The sequence below is a fragment of the Pseudomonas sp. B21-051 genome, assembly GCF_024748795.1.
GTDB lineage: Bacteria > Pseudomonadota > Gammaproteobacteria > Pseudomonadales > Pseudomonadaceae > Aquipseudomonas > Aquipseudomonas putida_A.
On record NZ_CP087166.1, the window covers coordinates 903,664 to 920,965 of the forward strand.

Below are 17,302 nucleotides of genomic sequence, written 5' to 3' on the forward strand. Positions count from 1 at the left end.
AATGACTTCTGTACCGTCCCTGACCCGGTTGCCTTGCGGCAACCGGGTTCTTGATTTGGCCCAGACGCATGTCATGGGCATACTCAATGTCACCCCCGACTCTTTTTCCGACGGCGGCCGGTACAACCAGCTGGACGTGGCCTTGCGTCACGCCGAAGCCATGGTGGTTGCGGGCGCGACGTTGATCGACGTCGGTGGCGAATCGACCCGGCCTGGCGCGCGTGCGGTTTCACCGCTCGAGGAATTGGAACGCGTAGCTCCGATCGTGGAGCTGATCAATCGCGAGCTGGATGTGGTCATCTCGGTTGATACTTCGACACCTGCGGTGATGCGCGAAACGGCGCGCCTGGGTGCCGGGTTGATCAATGATGTGCGCTCGCTGCGCCGCGATGGCGCGCTGGATGCCGCGGCCGCGACCGGATTGCCGGTCTGCCTGATGCACATGCTCGGCGAGCCGGGTGACATGCAGGACAATCCGCACTATCAGGACGTTACCCGGGAAGTGGGTGAGTTTCTGGCGGAGCGAATGGCTCAATGTGCGGCGGCAGGCATTCCTGCCGAGCGGATCATTCTTGATCCCGGTTTCGGCTTCGCCAAAAACCTGCAGCACAATCTAAGCTTGTTCAAGCATATGGAAGCCCTGCACGCGCTGGGGCGTCCGCTATTGGTCGGTGTCTCACGCAAAAGCATGATTGGCCAGGCGCTGAATCGCCCGGTGGGCGAACGTCTGCACGGCGGCCTCGCACTGGCGGCATTGGCGTCGATTAAAGGTGCACGTATCTTGCGTGTCCATGATGTGGCGGAAACGGTAGACGTGGTGCGCATGCTCGCGGCCGTGGAATCAGCCGAATAAGAATGATGGAGCACTTATGAGCAAGAAATACTTTGGTACTGACGGTATTCGTGGTCGTGTCGGTGAATATCCGATCACTCCTGACTTCATGCTCAAGCTCGGCTGGGCGGCGGGAATGGCCTTTCGCAAGATGGGCGCCTGCAAGGTGCTGGTCGGCAAGGACACGCGCATCTCTGGCTACATGTTCGAATCGGCGCTTGAAGCAGGCCTGACGTCGGCGGGCGCCGATGTGATGCTGCTCGGTCCGATGCCGACGCCGGCCATTGCCTATCTGTCGCGTACTTTCCAGGCCGAAGCCGGGATCGTGATCAGTGCTTCGCACAACCCGCACGACGATAACGGCATCAAGTTCTTTTCCGGCAAGGGCACCAAGCTGCCTGATGAGTTGGAGTTGATGATCGAAGAACTGCTCGACACACCGATGACTGTGGTCGAGTCGAGCAAGATCGGCAAGGTGTCGCGCATCAACGACGCTTCCGGTCGCTATATCGAATTCTGCAAAAGCAGCGTACCTACCGGCACTAGTTTTTCCGGTTTGAAGGTCGTGATCGACTGCGCGCACGGTGCGACCTACAAGGTTGCTCCAAGTGTCTTCCGTGAGTTGGGTGCTGAAGTGGTCGTGCTGTCGGCTCAGCCCAACGGTCTGAACATCAATGACAATTGCGGCTCGACCCATATGGGTCAACTGCAAGCTGCTGTTCTCGCCGAGCACGCTGATCTGGGTATCGCCTTTGATGGTGACGGTGATCGGGTGCTGATGGTCGATCACACTGGCGCCATCGTTGATGGTGACGAGTTGCTGTTCATCATCGCGCGCGACCTTCACGAGCGTGGCAAGTTGCAGGGTGGTGTAGTCGGTACTCTGATGAGCAATCTCGGTCTGGAGCTCGCTCTGGCAGAGCTCTCGATTCCATTCATTCGTGCCAATGTCGGTGATCGTTATGTGATCGCCGAACTACTGGAGCGCGACTGGTTGGTAGGTGGTGAAAACTCGGGGCATATCGTCTGCTTCAATCACACCACCACCGGTGATGCGATCATTGCAGCGCTGCAGGTGCTGATGGCGCTTAAAACCCGAAACGAAGGGTTGGCGCAAACGCGTCAGGCGTTGCGCAAGTGTCCTCAGGTGCTGATCAACGTGCGTTTCGGTGGTGGCGAAAGCCCGCTTGAGCATCCGGCGGTCAAGGAAGCCAGTGCGCGTGTAACCCAGGCAATGGCTGGTCGTGGCCGGGTGCTTCTGCGCAAGTCCGGTACAGAGCCTTTGGTGCGCGTGATGGTCGAAGGTGAGGATGAAACTCAGGTTCGCAGCTACGCCGAAGAACTGGCAAAACTGGTAAGTGAAGTTTCTGCCTGATTCGGCTTGCCAGCCATGATTGTGTTGGGTAACATCTGCGCCCACTTTGACCGACGAGGTACAGCATGCGTCGCCCTATGGTAGCTGGTAACTGGAAGATGCACGGTACCCGCGCCAGCGTCGCTGAGCTGATCAACGGCCTTCGTCATCTGGCCTTGCCAAGCGGTGTTGATGTCGCGGTATTCCCGCCTTGCCTGCATATCAATCAAGTGATTGATGGCTTGAAAGGCAAATCGATTTCGGTCGGTGCGCAGAATTCTGCGGTGGAATCCATGCAAGGTGCATTGACCGGTGAGATTGCACCGAGTCAGTTGGTGGATGCAGGTTGTTCCCTGGTGCTTGTCGGGCACTCCGAACGCCGCCAGATAATGGGCGAGCGAGACGGGATGCTGAATCGCAAGTTCGCAGCGGCACAGGCATGTGGCTTGATTCCGGTGTTGTGTGTAGGGGAAACCCTCGAACAGCGCGAAGCCGGAAAGACTCTTGAAGTTGTCGGGCGTCAGCTGGGCAGCATCATCGAGGAGCTGGGTGCTGGTGCCTTTGCCAAGGCAGTCATTGCTTACGAGCCTGTCTGGGCCATTGGTACCGGACTGACTGCAACGCCGCAACAGGCTCAGGATGTGCATAAAGCCATCCGCGAGCAGTTGGCGGCAGAGAATTCTGAAGTCGCACGAGGTGTGCGGCTTCTATACGGCGGCAGCGTGAAGGCGGCCAATGCGGTCGAACTGTTCGGCATGCCGGATATCGATGGGGGGCTCATTGGTGGAGCTTCCCTGAATGCAGATGAGTTCGGTGCGATTTGTCGCGCCGCGGGAAACTGAAAAAATGCTGGAAACAGTCGTAGTCGTTTTTCATCTGCTGGGTGCATTGGGCGTAGTTGCTCTGGTTTTGCTGCAGCAGGGTAAAGGTGCGGACGCTGGCGCGTCTTTCGGAGCAGGTGCTTCAAATACTGTGTTCGGAAGCCAAGGTTCCTCTACCTTTCTTAGTAAGTTTACTGCTATACTTGCCGCCGGTTTCTTCATAACCAGCTTGGGGTTAGGTTACTTTGCTAAAGAGAAGGCTCATCAGCTGACTCAAGCAGGTTTGCCAGATCCAGCAGTGTTGGAAGTACCTAAGCAGCAACAACCGGCTTCTGATGATGTCCCGGTGCTTCAAGAGCAAAAGTCGGCTACTCCAGCGACTGACGTACCTCCAGCTCAAGAGCAGAAGTAAGAAGGGTTTAAAACGTAGTTTTGCCGAGGTGGTGGAATTGGTAGACACGCAACCTTGAGGTGGTTGTGCCCATAGGGTGTAGGGGTTCGAGTCCCCTTCTCGGTACCAATTAGTCAGGAGAGCCCGCTGTTGCGGGCTTTCTTGCAGGTGGAAGGTTACATTGACCCTATAAGGGATCGGTCGTATACTTCCGCCCCAGCTTTGTCGCGGGGTGGAGCAGTCTGGTAGCTCGTCGGGCTCATAACCCGAAGGTCGTCGGTTCAAATCCGGCCCCCGCAACCAGTTTAAGGAGCCCCTTTTCAGGGGCTTTTTGTTAGCTGGACACTTTCTGCGCCGCTGTTCGACGGCGTTTCAAGGATGGGCGTTTCGCCCATTTTTTTATTTTGCAGCGCATGCATTTACATGCACGAGGGGGTTCAGGTGTCGAGCAAGCTAGAAGAGTTGCAGGCCTTGTTGGCCCCGGTGGTCGTGGCCCTAGGCTATGAATGCTGGGGTATCGAGTTTTCGGCTCAGGGTCGTCACTCGATGTTGCGTGTTTATATCGATAAAGAGGGTGGCGTGCTGGTGGACGATTGCGCCATTGTCAGCCGTCAGATCAGCGGTGTCCTGGATGTTGAAGATCCGATCTCCGTTGAATACACCCTTGAAGTTTCCTCGCCTGGCATGGAACGCCCACTGTTCACTCTTGAGCAGTTTGCAAAATTTGCCGGTGAACAAGTGAAGATCAAGCTGCGCTCGCCTTTTGAAGGACGACGCAACTTTCAGGGCCTTCTGCGCGGTGTAGAAGAACAGGATGTCGTGGTGCAGGTAGAAGACCATGAATTCCTGTTGCCGATCGATATGATCGACAAGGCCAACATTATTCCCAGTTTTGACTGAGACGCGGATCCCGCGGATCCAATGGCTTGCGAAAGGCGAGGCGTACGATGAGCAAAGAAGTACTGCTGGTTGTTGAGTCGGTATCCAATGAAAAGGGCGTACCGGCAAGCGTGATTTTTGAAGCGCTGGAGCTGGCTCTGGCCACTGCTACCAAAAAGCGTTTTGAAGACGAAGTTGACCTGCGTGTGGAAATTAACCGCCACACCGGTTCCTATGAGACTTTCCGTCGCTGGACAGTCGTCGAAGAGAATGATCTCGACGATCCTGCGATCGAAACCTGGCCAAGCAAGGTTGCCGAAACGCATCCGGGCGCCAAGGTCGGCGACGTCGTCGAAGAAAAGATCGAATCCATCGAGTTCGGCCGCATTGCTGCACAGACCGCCAAACAGGTCATCGTGCAGAAAGTGCGTGAAGCCGAGCGCGCTCAAGTGGTCGACGCCTATCGCGAGCGCCTGGGGGAAATCATCTCCGGCACCGTGAAGAAAGTCACCCGCGACAACGTGATCGTCGATCTGGGCAACAACGCTGAAGCGTTGCTGGCCCGTGAAGACATCATTTCTCGCGAAACCTTCCGTGTCGGTGTGCGTCTGCGTGCACTGCTCAAGGAAATCCGCACCGAGAACCGCGGCCCGCAGCTGATCCTGTCGCGTACCGCGCCGGAAATGCTGATCGAGCTGTTCCGTATCGAAGTGCCGGAAATCGCTGAAGGCCTGATCGAAGTAATGGCGGCGTCCCGTGATCCGGGTTCGCGTGCCAAGATCGCTGTCCGTTCCAAGGACAAACGCATCGACCCGCAGGGCGCGTGCATCGGTATGCGCGGTTCGCGCGTCCAGGCCGTGTCGGGCGAGTTGGGTGGCGAGCGTGTCGATATCGTCCTGTGGGACGATAACCCGGCGCAGTTCGTGATCAATGCCATGTCGCCGGCAGAAGTGGCGGCCATTATCGTTGACGAAGATGCCCATGCAATGGACATCGCCGTTGGCGCAGACAATCTGGCTCAGGCCATCGGTCGGGGTGGTCAGAACGTGCGTCTGGCTAGCCAGTTGACTGGCTGGACCCTGAACGTGATGACCGAATCGGACATCCAGGCTAAGCAGCAAGCAGAAACCGGCGACATCCTGCGCAACTTCATCGACGAGCTGGAAGTCGACGAAGAACTGGCTCAGGTGCTGGTAGATGAAGGCTTCACCAGCCTGGAAGAGATTGCCTACGTACCGTTGGAAGAAATGCTCAACATCGACGGCTTTGACGAAGATATCGTCAACGAGCTTCGCGCTCGTGCCAAGGATCGTTTGTTGACCAAAGCCATCGCTACTGAGGAAAAGCTGGCAGACGCCCATCCGGCCGAAGACCTGCTCTCGCTTGAGGGTATGGACAAGGATTTGGCGATGGAACTGGCGGTGCGCGGCGTAATTACCCGCGAAGACCTGGCCGAGCAGTCTATTGACGACCTGCTCGACATCGACGGCATTGACGATGATCGTGCCGGCAAGTTGATCATGGCCGCCCGAGCCCACTGGTTCGAGTAATTAGGCGCGGCCTGAGGAGAGAAGTGCATGACGCAAGTCACGGTGAAACAACTGGCCGATGAGGTCAAAACACCGGTAGAGCGCCTGTTGCAGCAGATGCGTGAGGCAGGTCTGCCGCACACCGCCGCCGAAGAAAATGTGACTGACAGTGAGAAGCAATCCCTGCTGACTCACTTGAAGAGCAGCCACAAGGCGAAAGTGGAAGAACCACGCAAGATCACGCTGCAGCGTAAAACCACCAGCACCCTGCGTGTGGCTGGTAGCAAGAGCATCAGCGTTGAAGTTCGCAAAAAGAAAGTTTTCGTACAGCGTAGCCCGGAAGAAATCGAAGCCGAGCGCAAGCGTGAACTGGAAGAGCGTCGCGCAGTAGAAAATGCTGCTCGTCAGAAGGCTGAAGAAGAAGCCAAGCAGCGCGCTGAAGAAGAAGCGCGTCGCCAGCCTGCTGCTGCGCCGTCCGCTCCTGCCGAAGCTGTTGCAGCACCTGCGCCAGTCGCTGAACCTGTGCGCGATGCCGCGCCGGTTGCTGCTGCGCCAGCTGCCGACACTCGCAAGCGTGACGAACAGCGCCGTCCGGACAAACCACGTGCCGACGATAACAATCGTCGCGGCGGTGGTGGCGATGGCGAGCGCAAAAACGCTCCGCATCGCGCATCGGTCAAAGAAAAAGCGCCGGCTCCACGTGTGGCGCCACGCACTACCGACGAAGAAAGCGATGGCTTCCGTCGTGGTGGTCGCGGCAAGGCCAAGCTGAAGAAACGCAACGCTCACGGTTTCCAGAACCCTACCGGTCCTGTCGTGCGTGAAGTGAAGATCGGCGAGACCATAACTGTTGGCGATCTCGCCCAGCAGATGTCGGTCAAGGCTGCTGAAATCATCAAGTTCATGTTCAAACTGGGCACTCCAGCGACCATCAACCAGGTTCTCGATCAGGAAACTGCTCAACTGGTAGCTGAAGAGCTGGGCCACAAAGTGACCCTGGTCAGCGACACCGCCCTGGAAGATTCCCTGGCCGAGTCGCTGAAGTTTGAAGGTGAGGCAGTTTCCCGTGCCCCCGTCGTGACCGTAATGGGCCACGTTGACCACGGTAAGACTTCCCTGCTCGACTACATCCGTCGTGCCAAGGTAGCAGCGGGCGAAGCCGGCGGCATTACCCAGCACATCGGTGCGTACCACGTTGAAACCGACCGCGGCATGGTGACGTTCCTCGACACCCCTGGTCACGCTGCGTTTACCGCAATGCGTGCCCGTGGTGCCAAGGCGACCGACATCGTGATCCTGGTGGTTGCGGCGGACGACGGCGTGATGCCGCAAACCATCGAGGCTGTTCAGCACGCTCAGGCGGCTGGCGTTCCTCTGGTAGTTGCGGTGAACAAGATCGACAAGCCGGGTGCCGACCTCGATCGCATCCGCAGCGAACTGTCGGTTCACGGCGTGACTTCCGAGGAGTGGGGCGGCGATACGCCATTCGTACCGGTTTCGGCGAAAATGGGTACCGGCGTTGACGAACTGCTCGAAGCCGTTCTGCTGCAGGCCGAAGTGCTCGAACTGACCGCCACTCCATCGGCTCCTGGCCGTGGTGTTGTAGTCGAATCGCGTCTGGACAAGGGCCGTGGCCCGGTGGCCACCGTGTTGGTTCAGGACGGTACGCTGCGTCAAGGCGACATGGTGCTGGTCGGCTCGAACTATGGCCGCGTGCGCGCCATGCTCGACGAGAACGGCAAGCCGATCAAGGAAGCAGGTCCGGCCATTCCGGTCGAGATCCTGGGTCTTGACGGTACCCCGGACGCTGGCGACGAGATGAGCGTGGTTGCTGACGAGAAGAAAGCCCGTGAAGTGGCTCTGTTCCGTCAAGGCAAGTTCCGCGAAGTCAAACTGGCTCGTGCTCACGCCGGCAAGCTGGAAAACATCTTCGAAAACATGGGCCAGGAAGAGAAGAAGACGCTCAACATCGTCCTCAAATCCGACGTCCGTGGTTCGCTGGAAGCTTTGCAGGGCGCTCTGAACGGCCTGGGCAACGACGAAGTGCAAGTGCGCGTAGTCGGTGGCGGTGTCGGTGGTATTACCGAGTCCGACGCCAACCTGGCACTGGCTTCCAACGCTGTACTGTTCGGCTTCAACGTGCGTGCCGATGCTGGCGCACGGAAGATCGTCGAGCAGGAAGGTCTGGACATGCGTTACTACAACGTGATCTACGACATCATCGAAGACGTCAAGAAAGCCCTGACCGGCATGCTCGGCAGCGATGTTCGCGAGAACATCCTGGGTGTGGCCGAAGTGCGTGACGTGTTCCGTTCGCCGAAGTTTGGCGCGATCGCCGGTTGCATGGTGATCGAAGGTGTTGTGCACCGTAACCGTCCGATCCGTGTACTGCGTGAAGACATCGTTATCTTCGAAGGCGAGCTGGAATCCCTGCGCCGCTTCAAGGATGACGCTTCCGAAGTACGTGCCGGCATGGAATGCGGTATCGGCGTGAAGAGCTACAACGACGTCAAAGTCGGTGACAAGATCGAAGTCTTCGAGAAGGTTCAGGTTGCTCGCAGCCTCTGACTCGCGCACTTCAAGGGCCACGCCGAGCTGCCGCATGCAGATGCGCGCCACGGCGTCAGGACTCTAAACGCAACGCCCGGTCTGGCTTTTGTCAGGCCGGGCGTTTGCCGCTTTCAGACCTTGCGGGTTTCACCGTAGGGCAGTAACAGGTAACAAAATCATGGCAAAAGAATACAGCCGTACCCAACGTATCGGCGATCAGATGCAGCGTGAGCTGGCCCAGCTGATCCGTCGTGAAGTCAAAGACCCGCGCGTCGGCCTGGTCACCATTACCGCTGTGGAAGTCAGCCGTGACGTCGGTCACGCGAAGATCTTCATCACCGTGATGGGGCAGGACAACGCCGAAGACATCGCGCAAAGCATCAAGGTGCTCAACGCTGCCGCAGGTTTCCTGCGCATGCAACTGGCCCGTGAAATGAAGCTGCGTAGCGTGCCGCAATTGCACTTCCACTACGACGAAAGCGTCGTGCGTGGCGCGCACCTGTCGGCCCTGATCGAGCGCGCCGTGGCTGAGGACAATCAGCACCTGGCCGCAGCACCTGAAGACACCAAGGAGTAATTCGGTGGCTCAGGTCAAACGTATCCGTCGTAACGTCAGCGGTATCATCCTGCTCGACAAGCCGCTGGGGTTCACCTCCAACGCCGCGTTGCAGAAGGTTCGCTGGTTGCTCAACGCCGAGAAGGCCGGTCACACCGGCAGTCTCGACCCGCTGGCCACCGGTGTCTTGCCGCTGTGCTTTGGCGAGGCAACGAAGTTCTCGCAATACCTGCTCGATTCCGACAAGGGTTACGAAACCCTGGCGCAACTGGGCAAGACCACCACCACGGCGGACGCCGAGGGTGAGGTTTTGCAGGAGCGCCCGGTGACCGTTGGTCGCGCCGATGTCGAAGCGGTTCTGCCGAAATTTCGTGGGCAAATCAGTCAGATACCGCCGATGTACTCGGCACTCAAGCGTGACGGTCAGCCGCTGTACAAGCTCGCCCGTGCAGGCGAAGTAGTGGAGCGCGAACCGCGTTCTGTTACTATTGCGCGCTTGGAATTGCTGGCCTTCGAAGGCGATACTGCGCGTCTTGCGGTGGATTGCAGCAAGGGCACCTATATTCGCACCCTGGTGGAGGATATCGGTGAGCAACTCGGTTGTGGTGCGTACGTCGCGGAACTGCGTCGTACCCAGGCCGGGCCTTTCACCCTGGTGCAGACCGTGACCCTCGAAGAGCTGGAAGCGGTACATGCCGAAGGCGGCAACGAAGCGGTCGACCGCTTCCTGATGCCATCGGACAGCGGCCTGCAGGATTGGCCGTTGCTGCACTTCTCCGAAGCGAGTGCGTTCTACTGGCTCAACGGCCAGCCGGTACGTGCCCCGGATGCTCCGAAGTTCGGCATGGTACGGGTACAGGATCACAATGGTCGCTTCATCGGTATCGGTGAAGTGAGCGAAGACGGGCGCATCGCGCCGCGTCGACTGATTCGGTCAGAATGACCGAACGAGTGTGGCTGTTAACAGGCACGGTCACTACTCATTTATAGATACAGGGATTTGTCCCTGGCCTGTTGAAACTGTTTTTGAAACAGTTTCCTGATAAAAGGATTGCCTCATGGCTCTCGACGTTCAAGAAAAAGCTCAAATCGTTGCCGACTACCAGCAAGCTGTTGGTGATACTGGTTCGCCAGAAGTGCAGGTTGCACTGCTGACCGCCAACATCAACAAACTGCAAGGTCACTTCAAGGCCAACGGTAAAGACCACCACTCCCGTCGTGGTCTGATCCGCATGGTAAACCAGCGTCGCAAGCTGCTGGATTACCTGAAAGGCAAAGATCTGAGCCGTTACAGCGCTCTGATCGGCCGCCTGGGTCTGCGTCGCTAATCAGCGATTGCGCTATGAGGTTGGTTGTCTGTCAGGCATCAGCGGTTTTCCGCTGGTGGCTGGCAGGCTCCCAGCCTCAAGTTTTATCTGCACTACCGTTTTACCCGGACAGTCAGCGGGCCGATTCCCGACATTGCCCAAGAATTTCGCAAGAAACCAGTTCCCCCAAGAGCCACAAAGAAGGTAGGACACCGTGAACCCGGTAATCAAAAAATTCCAGTTCGGTCAGTCGACCGTTACCCTCGAGACCGGCCGTATCGCCCGTCAGGCCTCCGGCGCAGTATTGGTCACCGTTGACGACGACGTCAGCGTATTGGTGACCGTAGTCGGTGCCAAGCAAGCCGATCCAGGCAAGGGCTTCTTCCCTCTGTCCGTTCACTACCAGGAAAAGACTTACGCTGCCGGTAAGATCCCTGGCGGTTTCTTCAAGCGTGAAGGCCGTCCTTCCGAGAAAGAAACCCTGACTTCCCGACTGATCGACCGTCCGATCCGTCCGCTGTTCCCGGAAGGCTTCATGAACGAAGTGCAGGTTGTCTGCACCGTCGTTTCCACCAGCAAGAAGACCGATCCGGACATCGCTGCGATGATCGGTACCTCGGCTGCCCTGGCCATCTCGGGCATTCCGTTCGACGGCCCGATCGGCGCCGCTCGCGTTGCTTTCCACGAAAGCACCGGCTACCTGCTGAACCCGACCTACGAGCAGCAAGCTGCTTCGAGCCTGGACATGGTCGTTGCCGGTACCTCCGACGCCGTACTGATGGTTGAATCGGAAGCCAAAGAGCTGACCGAAGACCAGATGCTGGGCGCGGTACTGTTTGCTCACGACGAGTTCCAGGTGGTGATCAACGCCGTCAAAGAACTGGCCGCTGAAGCTGCCAAGCCAACCTGGACCTGGGCTCCGGCCCCAGAAGCCACCGAACTGCTGGGCGCGATCCGTGCCGAGTTCGGCGAAGCGATCTCCCAGGCCTACACCATCACCGTCAAGGCTGACCGCTACGCACGTCTGGGCGAGCTGAAAGACCAGGTCGTTGCCAAGCTGTCCGGCGAAGAAGGCCAGCCTTCGGCTGCTGACGTCAAAGCCGCTTTCGGCGAAATCGAATACCGCACCGTTCGCGAAAACATCGTTAACGGCAAGCCACGTATCGACGGCCGCGACACCCGCACCGTACGTCCGCTGAACATCGAAGTCGGCGTTCTGCCTAAGACTCACGGTTCGGCGCTGTTCACCCGTGGCGAAACCCAGGCTCTGGTAGTCGCGACGCTGGGCACTGCCCGCGACGCACAGCTGCTGGACACCCTGGAAGGCGAGAAAAAAGACCCGTTCATGCTGCACTACAACTTCCCTCCGTTCTCGGTGGGCGAGTGTGGTCGCATGGGTGGCGCCGGTCGTCGTGAAATCGGTCACGGCCGTCTGGCCCGTCGCTCCGTTTCGGCCATGCTGCCGGCCGCTGACGTGTTCCCGTACACCATCCGTGTGGTTTCGGAAATCACCGAATCCAACGGTTCGAGCTCGATGGCTTCCGTTTGCGGCGCTTCCCTGGCCCTGATGGACGCTGGTGTTCCAATGAAGGCGCCGGTTGCCGGTATCGCCATGGGTCTGGTCAAGGAAGGCGAGAAGTTCGCTGTTCTGACCGACATTCTGGGTGACGAAGACCACCTGGGCGACATGGACTTCAAGGTAGCCGGTACCGCCAAAGGCGTTACTGCGCTGCAGATGGACATCAAGATCAAGGGCATCACCGAAGAGATCATGGAAATCGCTCTGGGCCAGGCCCTGGAAGCGCGCCTGAACATCCTCGGCCAGATGAACCAGATCATCGGCCAGTCGCGTACCGAACTGTCGGCCAACGCTCCGACCATGATCGCGATGAAGATCGACACCGACAAGATCCGTGACGTTATCGGTAAAGGTGGCGCGACCATCCGTGCGATCTGCGAAGAAACCAAGGCTTCGATCGACATCGAAGACGACGGTTCGATCAAGATCTTTGGCGAAACCAAGGATGCCGCAGAAGCTGCTCGTCAGCGCGTTCTGAGCATCACTGCAGAAGCCGAGATCGGCAAGATCTACGTCGGCAAGGTTGAGCGCATCGTCGACTTCGGCGCATTCGTCAACATCCTGCCAGGCAAGGACGGTCTGGTGCACATCTCGATGCTGAGCGACGCTCGCGTAGAGAAAGTCACCGACATCCTGAAAGAAGGCCAGGAAGTGGAAGTGCTGGTACTGGACGTGGACAACCGCGGCCGTATCAAGCTGTCCATCAAAGACGTGGCAGCGGCCAAGGCTTCGGGCGTTTAATCACCCCACAGCCTTAGCGCAATGAAAATGCCTCGCCGTGCAAACGGCGGGGCATTTTTTTGTCGCGCTTAAAGATCAAAAGATCGCAGCCTGCGGCAGCTCCTACACGATCGGTATGACATCTGTTTTGTAGGAGCTGCCGCAGGCTGCGATCTTTGCTTTTATGAAAACCGGTGCTAGGTTTAGCCCACCGCCCGTGTAGCTCAGCCGGTAGAGCAGCGCACTCGTAACGCGAAGGTCGCAGGTTCGATTCCTGTCTCGGGCACCACTTCCCTTATTTCACCTTGCGGCTCAGATCCTCGACGGTACGTTTGAGCTGATCCATGGCGCGATCCTGATCATTGATTTTCTGCTTCAGGCTGGAAATCTCGCTGCTGGCGGAATTCGAGCTCGAGCCGCTGTTGCGCTTGAGTTCTTCGACCTGGCGTCCAAGGGTATCCAGTTGGCGGTCCTGATCCTTGACCTTGTTCTTCAGGTCATCGATCTCCTTGCTGCTGGAGTTCGAACTCGAACCGCTGCTGCGTTTGAGTTCTTCAATCTGGCGTGACTGGTCGCGAACGGTATCGCGGATCTTTTGCAGTTCGTCGATGCTGATATCGCTTTTGATGACAACATCCTTGCCGTAGTCATTGTGAATCAGCGAAACCTTGTCGCCATAGGATGAGCTACTGTTGCTCAATTCAAGCGCCATGGCGCTTGCTGGCGACAACATGGCGGCGAGCAAGGCACTGGCAGACACAACGGAACAAATCTTCGAAAAGCTGCGCATCACTGGTTTTCCTTGTGAACAGCAAGAGTGGGTGCCGAAGTGGCACATCGCTATGACTCGAAATGCGGATTTATGTTCCGCAGGTCAACTTTTTGTGCGAGAGATGTAAAGAGCCGTGTAATTCGTCATGCAAACGTCCTATATTCGGTGCCTGCATGAGCATCGCTTAGCAGTTTTCAGATGATCCCGAATGGTTCCGAAGGCCGGACAATCCGCGTCAGAGAGATCCTTGATGATCCAGATCCATCCTCCATTCTTACGATCAGCGAGAACGCCATGACCGAATTAACTCAAGAGCAACGTCACGAACAAGCGCTGGAGAAATACAAGCTCGACGCGCCCCAACTGCTGGAAGAGATCAAGGACTTGAGTCCTGATGATCAGAAGGACCAGGTCCAGTGGGCATTCGAGGACGAAGCTGAAGCCCAGGGCTTGCAGCCATGGGAGCTGACGCTCAAGTACACCAGCACCCCTGAGGAGTTCGAGGCCCAGCGTCTTGTACTGCACAAAGAGGCGGCCGAAGTGTTGGGCGTCGAGTGGGACGAGTACTGCGAGATGAACAATCTGGTGGTCTGAAATAAAAACGCCAGCCTCAATCGGGCTGGCGTTTTTTGTTGCGCAACGGCCTCAGAGGCTGAGGCGCATCGACAGATCCACTGCCTTCACGTCCTTGGTCATCGCACCGATCGAGATGTAATCCACCCCAGTCTCGGCGATCGGCAACAGCGTACTTTCGTTAATGCCGCCGCTGGCTTCCAGTTTGGCCTTGCCCCCGTTCAGGCGCACGGCTTCGCGCATGTCATCCAGGCTCAACTCATCGAGCATGATGATATCGGCCCCGGCTTCCAGCGCTTCCTTTAGTTCCTCAAGACTTTCCACTTCGATTTCCACCGGTTTGCCCGGCGCGATCTTGTGCGCGGCGGCGATGGCTTGCGCGATGCCACCGCTGGCGGCGATGTGGTTTTCCTTGATCAGGAACGCGTCGTAGAGGCCGATGCGGTGGTTGTGGCAACCACCGCAGGTCACTGCGTATTTCTGCGCCAGACGCAGGCCCGGCAGGGTCTTGCGGGTATCCAGCAGCTTGACCTGGGTCTGCGCCACGAAGTCCGCCAGGTATTGCGCGCGCGTCGCCACGCCGGACAGCAGTTGCAGGAAGTTCAGCGCACTGCGCTCGCCGGTCAGCAACGAACGGGCCGGGCCTTCCAGATGAAACAGCGGCTGATTGGGTTTGACCCGTTCGCCGTCCCGTACCTGCCAATGCACCGCGACGCGCGGATCGAGCTGGCGAAACACCGTGTCGACCCACGCCGTGCCGCAGATAACCGCCTCGTCGCGAGTGATGATGGTGGCTTTGGCCAGACGTTCGGCCGGGATCAGTTGTGCGGTGATGTCGCCGCTGCCGACGTCTTCGAGCAACGCACGGCGCACGTTGGCTTCGATTTCGGCGGTCAGATCGGCGAGACGTAGATTCGGCATAACGGGCTCCACAAACTAAGTGCGCCGATTATAGGGGCATGGCAGGAGCCAACCCAAGGCGAGAACGCGCGTGCCTGACTGCAGCTGGTCGATTTCCTGTGAGCAAAGCGCGGTTTTTCGTGGTCACTGGAAGGGGTCGCTGGCATAGGGGAAACCCTGACGGCTATAGCGCCGGGGACAAGTTTTGCAAGATAATCCGCCTTGCATTTGACGTCATAGCTTTGACGTCTCCCGCTCCCACAGGGACCTGTGTTGTAACTGACCAGTGAAATCACCGTTTCAGGAGGCTTGGATGCACAACGACGGGAATGTAGTGCCTTTGCACAAGGCCGCTACCGATCAGGCGAATCATTCGCCGCTCGCCCGCCTGCCTGTGATTCTGCTTCAGGTCCGCGACAAGGCCGCCCAGCAACTGCGCCACGGCTTGCAGGAATTGTTCGATAACGCCGACGACACCCTGTTCGAAATGGCTGACCGGGCGCGTAATGACGTCGAACAGAACATCTTTTTCGAAGCCATGCGCGACCTGCGCCTCAAGCGCAAAAACATCGAACGGGGTTTTCTCGAGCAATTCTTCGAAGCCTTTGTCGCGCTGATTCAATACGAAGTCGTGCAACCCACATTGTCCGGCACGCTGATATTCGAGGATTCGGCACCGCGTACCGATGACATGGAGCGCAGCGTGGCGGTCGAGACCATGGTCGGCCGGGTGCTCAAGCGTGATGGCTTTGCCCTCGATCAACTGACCGCACGCCTCAACGTGTTGCTTGGCAAGGATTTCGATAACCATCACAACCCGCTCGGCCCGGCGATGCTCTGCGAGTTTTTTCTGCAGGCCGGACGTAACCTGGGCGTGGAGATCAAGGTCAAGCTGATCCTGCTCAAGCTGTTCGAACGCTACGTGCTGGCCGATACCGAGCAGTTGTATGCCGAAGCCAATCAATTGCTGGTCGCCACCGGCGTGTTGCCTGAGTTGAAACCGGCCCCCGCACGCCGCGCAATCGAGCGTGCGGCCGCTAGCATCAGCAGCGAAGAAAGTGATGAACCCGCGCCCGCCGAAGAAGGCGTGCAGGAAGTCTTCGCCGCGTTGCAGGAACTGCTGTTGCACGTGCGCGGCAGCGTCGCGCCGACCCTGGAGCCGAGTACGGCGGCGCAACCGATCAGCACCCGCGATCTATTGCGCCTGCTTTCACACTTGCAGCAATACGTCCCGGCACTGGCGGCGCAGGACGATTTCGATCTGCGCAATCAGCTTGAGCAGTTGCTGACGCGGGTCAGCGTCAGAAGCGGCAAATCACGCATCGTCGACGGCGCGGATGAAGACGTGATCAACCTGATCGCCATGGTCTTCGATTGCATCCTCGAAGACCGTAACCTGCCGGATTCGCTCAAGGCGTTGATCGCGCGTTTGCAGATTCCGATGCTCAAGGTGGCAGTACTCGACAAGAGTTTCTTTAGCCGCAGCAGCCACCCGGCGCGGCGCCTGCTCAATGAAATCGCCGATGCCGCCATGGGTTGGGGCGATTGCAATGGCGAGGCGCGTGACAGCCTGTATCTGCGCATCGAACAAGTGGTGCAGCGCCTGTTGAGTGATTTCGTCGACGACCCGGCAATTTTCTCCGAGTTGCTCGCCGATTTCCTGGCCTTCACCAGTGATGAGCGGCGGCGCAGCGAATTGCTCGAACAGCGTTTGCGCGATGCCGAGGAAGGGCGGGCGAAAACCGAACTGGCTCGGCAGCGAGTCGAGCATGTGCTGAACCAGGCGTTGCTGGGTAAAGTCCTGCCGCCGTCGGTGGTGACCTTTGTGCGTGATGCGTGGAGCAAAGTGCTGCTGCTGACCTGCCTCAAACATGGCGACCACTGCGCTGAGTGGCAGGCCGATGTGCAGACCATGGAGCAATTGATCTGGAGCGTGCAGCGTCACGACGAGGCGGACGCCGGTCTGCAGTTGCTGGCGCTGGTGCCAGGGTTGCTCAAATCATTGCGTGATGGCCTGAGCAGCTCGGCGTTTGATCCGTTCGCCACCAGCGAATTTTTCAGCGAGCTGGAAGCCCTGCATGTGCGGGTGCTTGAACCTGCAACCGAGCAGCCGCCAGCTGATGCACCGGCGCTGGTGGAGGTGTCGCAGCACATCACCCTGCGCAGCGCCGATGAGGGCGCGATCGGCCTGAGTGCCAGCGGCCTGGCGCATGACGACCCGGGGCTGCGTCAGGTACACCAACTGCGTCTTGGCAGTTGGGTCGCCTTCCAGGAAGACGACGAGCACAGCTTGCGCTGCAAGCTGGCAGCGATCATCGAGGCTACCGGCAAATACGTGTTCGTCGACCGTACCGGGATGAAAGTGCTGGAGCGCAGCCGCGTCGAGCTGGCCCTTGAGTTTCGCCGTGGCGCGGTGCGGGCACTGGATGACACCTTGCTGTTCGACCGGGCGCTGGAGTCGGTGCTCGGCAATCTGCGGCGACTCAATCGCGGCAAGTGATCGCGCGCCGGGGGCCGATCACGGCATACTGGGCGCCAA

The 17,302-nt window shown here is 58.4% G+C and carries 16 protein-coding genes and 3 tRNA genes; 17 read left to right on the plus strand and 2 right to left on the minus strand.

The window, feature by feature from the left end; genetic code table 11:
- Position 1: 1 nt before the first annotated feature.
- The 14 genes from folP to LOY52_RS03945 all read left to right on the plus strand — a co-directional run bounded on the left by folP (position 2) and on the right by LOY52_RS03945 (position 12,807).
- Positions 2 to 853, plus strand: a complete 852-nt coding sequence (gene folP, locus LOY52_RS03880; RefSeq protein WP_258678268.1) for a dihydropteroate synthase — start codon at positions 2 to 4, stop codon at positions 851 to 853.
- A gap of 16 nt (positions 854 to 869) precedes the next feature.
- On the plus strand, positions 870 to 2,207 hold the full coding sequence (glmM, locus tag LOY52_RS03885) for a phosphoglucosamine mutase (protein WP_258678269.1): 1,338 nt from the start codon (positions 870 to 872) through the stop codon (positions 2,205 to 2,207).
- A 65-nt stretch (positions 2,208 to 2,272) separates the two neighbouring features.
- Positions 2,273 to 3,028, plus strand: coding sequence for a triose-phosphate isomerase (tpiA, locus tag LOY52_RS03890; protein ID WP_258678271.1), 756 nt, complete (start codon positions 2,273 to 2,275; stop codon positions 3,026 to 3,028).
- A 4-nt stretch (positions 3,029 to 3,032) separates the two neighbouring features.
- Entirely contained in the window at positions 3,033 to 3,419 is a 387-nt protein-coding gene (gene secG, locus LOY52_RS03895; protein WP_027610782.1) for a preprotein translocase subunit SecG, read from the plus strand.
- A 22-nt stretch (positions 3,420 to 3,441) separates the two neighbouring features.
- Positions 3,442 to 3,527, plus strand: a tRNA-Leu gene (locus LOY52_RS03900).
- A 97-nt stretch (positions 3,528 to 3,624) separates the two neighbouring features.
- Positions 3,625 to 3,701: transfer RNA gene (locus LOY52_RS03905), tRNA-Met, on the plus strand.
- A gap of 138 nt (positions 3,702 to 3,839) precedes the next feature.
- Entirely contained in the window at positions 3,840 to 4,298 is a 459-nt protein-coding gene (gene rimP, locus LOY52_RS03910) for a ribosome maturation factor RimP (RefSeq protein ID WP_007973115.1), read from the plus strand.
- Positions 4,299 to 4,345: 47 nt separating this feature from the next.
- Positions 4,346 to 5,827, plus strand: coding sequence for a transcription termination factor NusA (gene nusA, locus LOY52_RS03915; protein ID WP_003221546.1), 1,482 nt, complete (start codon positions 4,346 to 4,348; stop codon positions 5,825 to 5,827).
- A gap of 27 nt (positions 5,828 to 5,854) precedes the next feature.
- Positions 5,855 to 8,374, plus strand: a complete 2,520-nt coding sequence (gene infB / locus LOY52_RS03920) for a translation initiation factor IF-2 (RefSeq protein ID WP_139055473.1) — start codon at positions 5,855 to 5,857, stop codon at positions 8,372 to 8,374.
- 160 nt (positions 8,375 to 8,534) lie between these two features.
- The gene (gene rbfA / locus LOY52_RS03925) at positions 8,535 to 8,933 is read left to right on the plus strand and encodes a 30S ribosome-binding factor RbfA (protein WP_003221549.1); all 399 of its coding nucleotides are present in this window, start codon (positions 8,535 to 8,537) and stop codon (positions 8,931 to 8,933) included.
- Between the two features lie 4 nt (positions 8,934 to 8,937).
- Positions 8,938 to 9,855: a tRNA pseudouridine(55) synthase TruB gene (gene truB, locus LOY52_RS03930; RefSeq protein WP_258678274.1), complete on the plus strand. Its 918-nt coding sequence runs from the start codon at positions 8,938 to 8,940 to the stop codon at positions 9,853 to 9,855.
- Positions 9,856 to 9,970: 115 nt separating this feature from the next.
- Positions 9,971 to 10,240 carry a 30S ribosomal protein S15 gene (gene rpsO, locus LOY52_RS03935; protein ID WP_003221553.1) on the plus strand — a complete coding sequence of 90 codons (270 nt, stop codon included), beginning with the start codon at positions 9,971 to 9,973 and terminating at the stop codon, positions 10,238 to 10,240.
- A gap of 193 nt (positions 10,241 to 10,433) precedes the next feature.
- Positions 10,434 to 12,539, plus strand: a complete 2,106-nt coding sequence (gene pnp, locus LOY52_RS03940; RefSeq protein WP_007961443.1) for a polyribonucleotide nucleotidyltransferase — start codon at positions 10,434 to 10,436, stop codon at positions 12,537 to 12,539.
- A gap of 192 nt (positions 12,540 to 12,731) precedes the next feature.
- Positions 12,732 to 12,807, plus strand: a tRNA-Thr gene (locus LOY52_RS03945).
- A gap of 6 nt (positions 12,808 to 12,813) precedes the next feature.
- Here the strand turns inward: LOY52_RS03945 and LOY52_RS03950 are convergent.
- On the minus strand, positions 12,814 to 13,308 hold the full coding sequence (locus LOY52_RS03950) for a hypothetical protein (RefSeq protein WP_258678275.1): 495 nt from the start codon (positions 13,306 to 13,308) through the stop codon (positions 12,814 to 12,816).
- Here LOY52_RS03950 and LOY52_RS03955 point away from each other — a divergent pair.
- Positions 13,211 to 13,417, plus strand: coding sequence for a hypothetical protein (locus LOY52_RS03955; protein ID WP_258680088.1), 207 nt, complete (start codon positions 13,211 to 13,213; stop codon positions 13,415 to 13,417). The two genes, LOY52_RS03950 and LOY52_RS03955, sit on opposite strands and share 98 nt — an antisense overlap.
- A gap of 167 nt (positions 13,418 to 13,584) precedes the next feature.
- Positions 13,585 to 13,884, plus strand: a complete 300-nt coding sequence (locus tag LOY52_RS03960; protein ID WP_258678276.1) for a DUF6388 family protein — start codon at positions 13,585 to 13,587, stop codon at positions 13,882 to 13,884.
- A 51-nt stretch (positions 13,885 to 13,935) separates the two neighbouring features.
- On the opposite strand, the gene nadC is transcribed toward LOY52_RS03960, so the two are convergent.
- Positions 13,936 to 14,784, minus strand: a complete 849-nt coding sequence (gene nadC, locus LOY52_RS03965) for a carboxylating nicotinate-nucleotide diphosphorylase (protein ID WP_258678278.1) — start codon at positions 14,782 to 14,784, stop codon at positions 13,936 to 13,938.
- Between the two features lie 292 nt (positions 14,785 to 15,076).
- Here nadC and LOY52_RS03970 point away from each other — a divergent pair, with 292 nt between their 5' ends.
- Positions 15,077 to 17,263, plus strand: coding sequence for a DUF1631 domain-containing protein (locus LOY52_RS03970; RefSeq protein ID WP_258678279.1), 2,187 nt, complete (start codon positions 15,077 to 15,079; stop codon positions 17,261 to 17,263).
- The last annotated feature ends 39 nt before the right edge of the window (positions 17,264 to 17,302 follow it).

Bases quoted from the DNA above. Each gene is read 5' to 3' on its own strand.
- folP (WP_258678268.1), top strand. From the start codon at position 2: ATGACTTCTGTACCGTCCCTGACCCGGTTGCCTTGCGGCAACCGGGTT.
- glmM (WP_258678269.1), top strand. From the start codon at position 870: ATGAGCAAGAAATACTTTGGTACTGACGGTATTCGTGGTCGTGTCGGT.
- tpiA (WP_258678271.1), top strand. From the start codon at position 2,273: ATGCGTCGCCCTATGGTAGCTGGTAACTGGAAGATGCACGGTACCCGC.
- secG (WP_027610782.1), top strand. From the start codon at position 3,033: ATGCTGGAAACAGTCGTAGTCGTTTTTCATCTGCTGGGTGCATTGGGC.
- nusA (WP_003221546.1), top strand. From the start codon at position 4,346: ATGAGCAAAGAAGTACTGCTGGTTGTTGAGTCGGTATCCAATGAAAAG.
- infB (WP_139055473.1), top strand. From the start codon at position 5,855: ATGACGCAAGTCACGGTGAAACAACTGGCCGATGAGGTCAAAACACCG.
- rbfA (WP_003221549.1), top strand. From the start codon at position 8,535: ATGGCAAAAGAATACAGCCGTACCCAACGTATCGGCGATCAGATGCAG.
- rpsO (WP_003221553.1), top strand. From the start codon at position 9,971: ATGGCTCTCGACGTTCAAGAAAAAGCTCAAATCGTTGCCGACTACCAG.
- LOY52_RS03950 (WP_258678275.1), bottom strand. From the start codon at position 13,308: ATGCGCAGCTTTTCGAAGATTTGTTCCGTTGTGTCTGCCAGTGCCTTG.
- LOY52_RS03960 (WP_258678276.1), top strand. From the start codon at position 13,585: ATGACCGAATTAACTCAAGAGCAACGTCACGAACAAGCGCTGGAGAAA.
- nadC (WP_258678278.1), bottom strand. From the start codon at position 14,784: ATGCCGAATCTACGTCTCGCCGATCTGACCGCCGAAATCGAAGCCAAC.
- LOY52_RS03970 (WP_258678279.1), top strand. From the start codon at position 15,077: ATGCACAACGACGGGAATGTAGTGCCTTTGCACAAGGCCGCTACCGAT.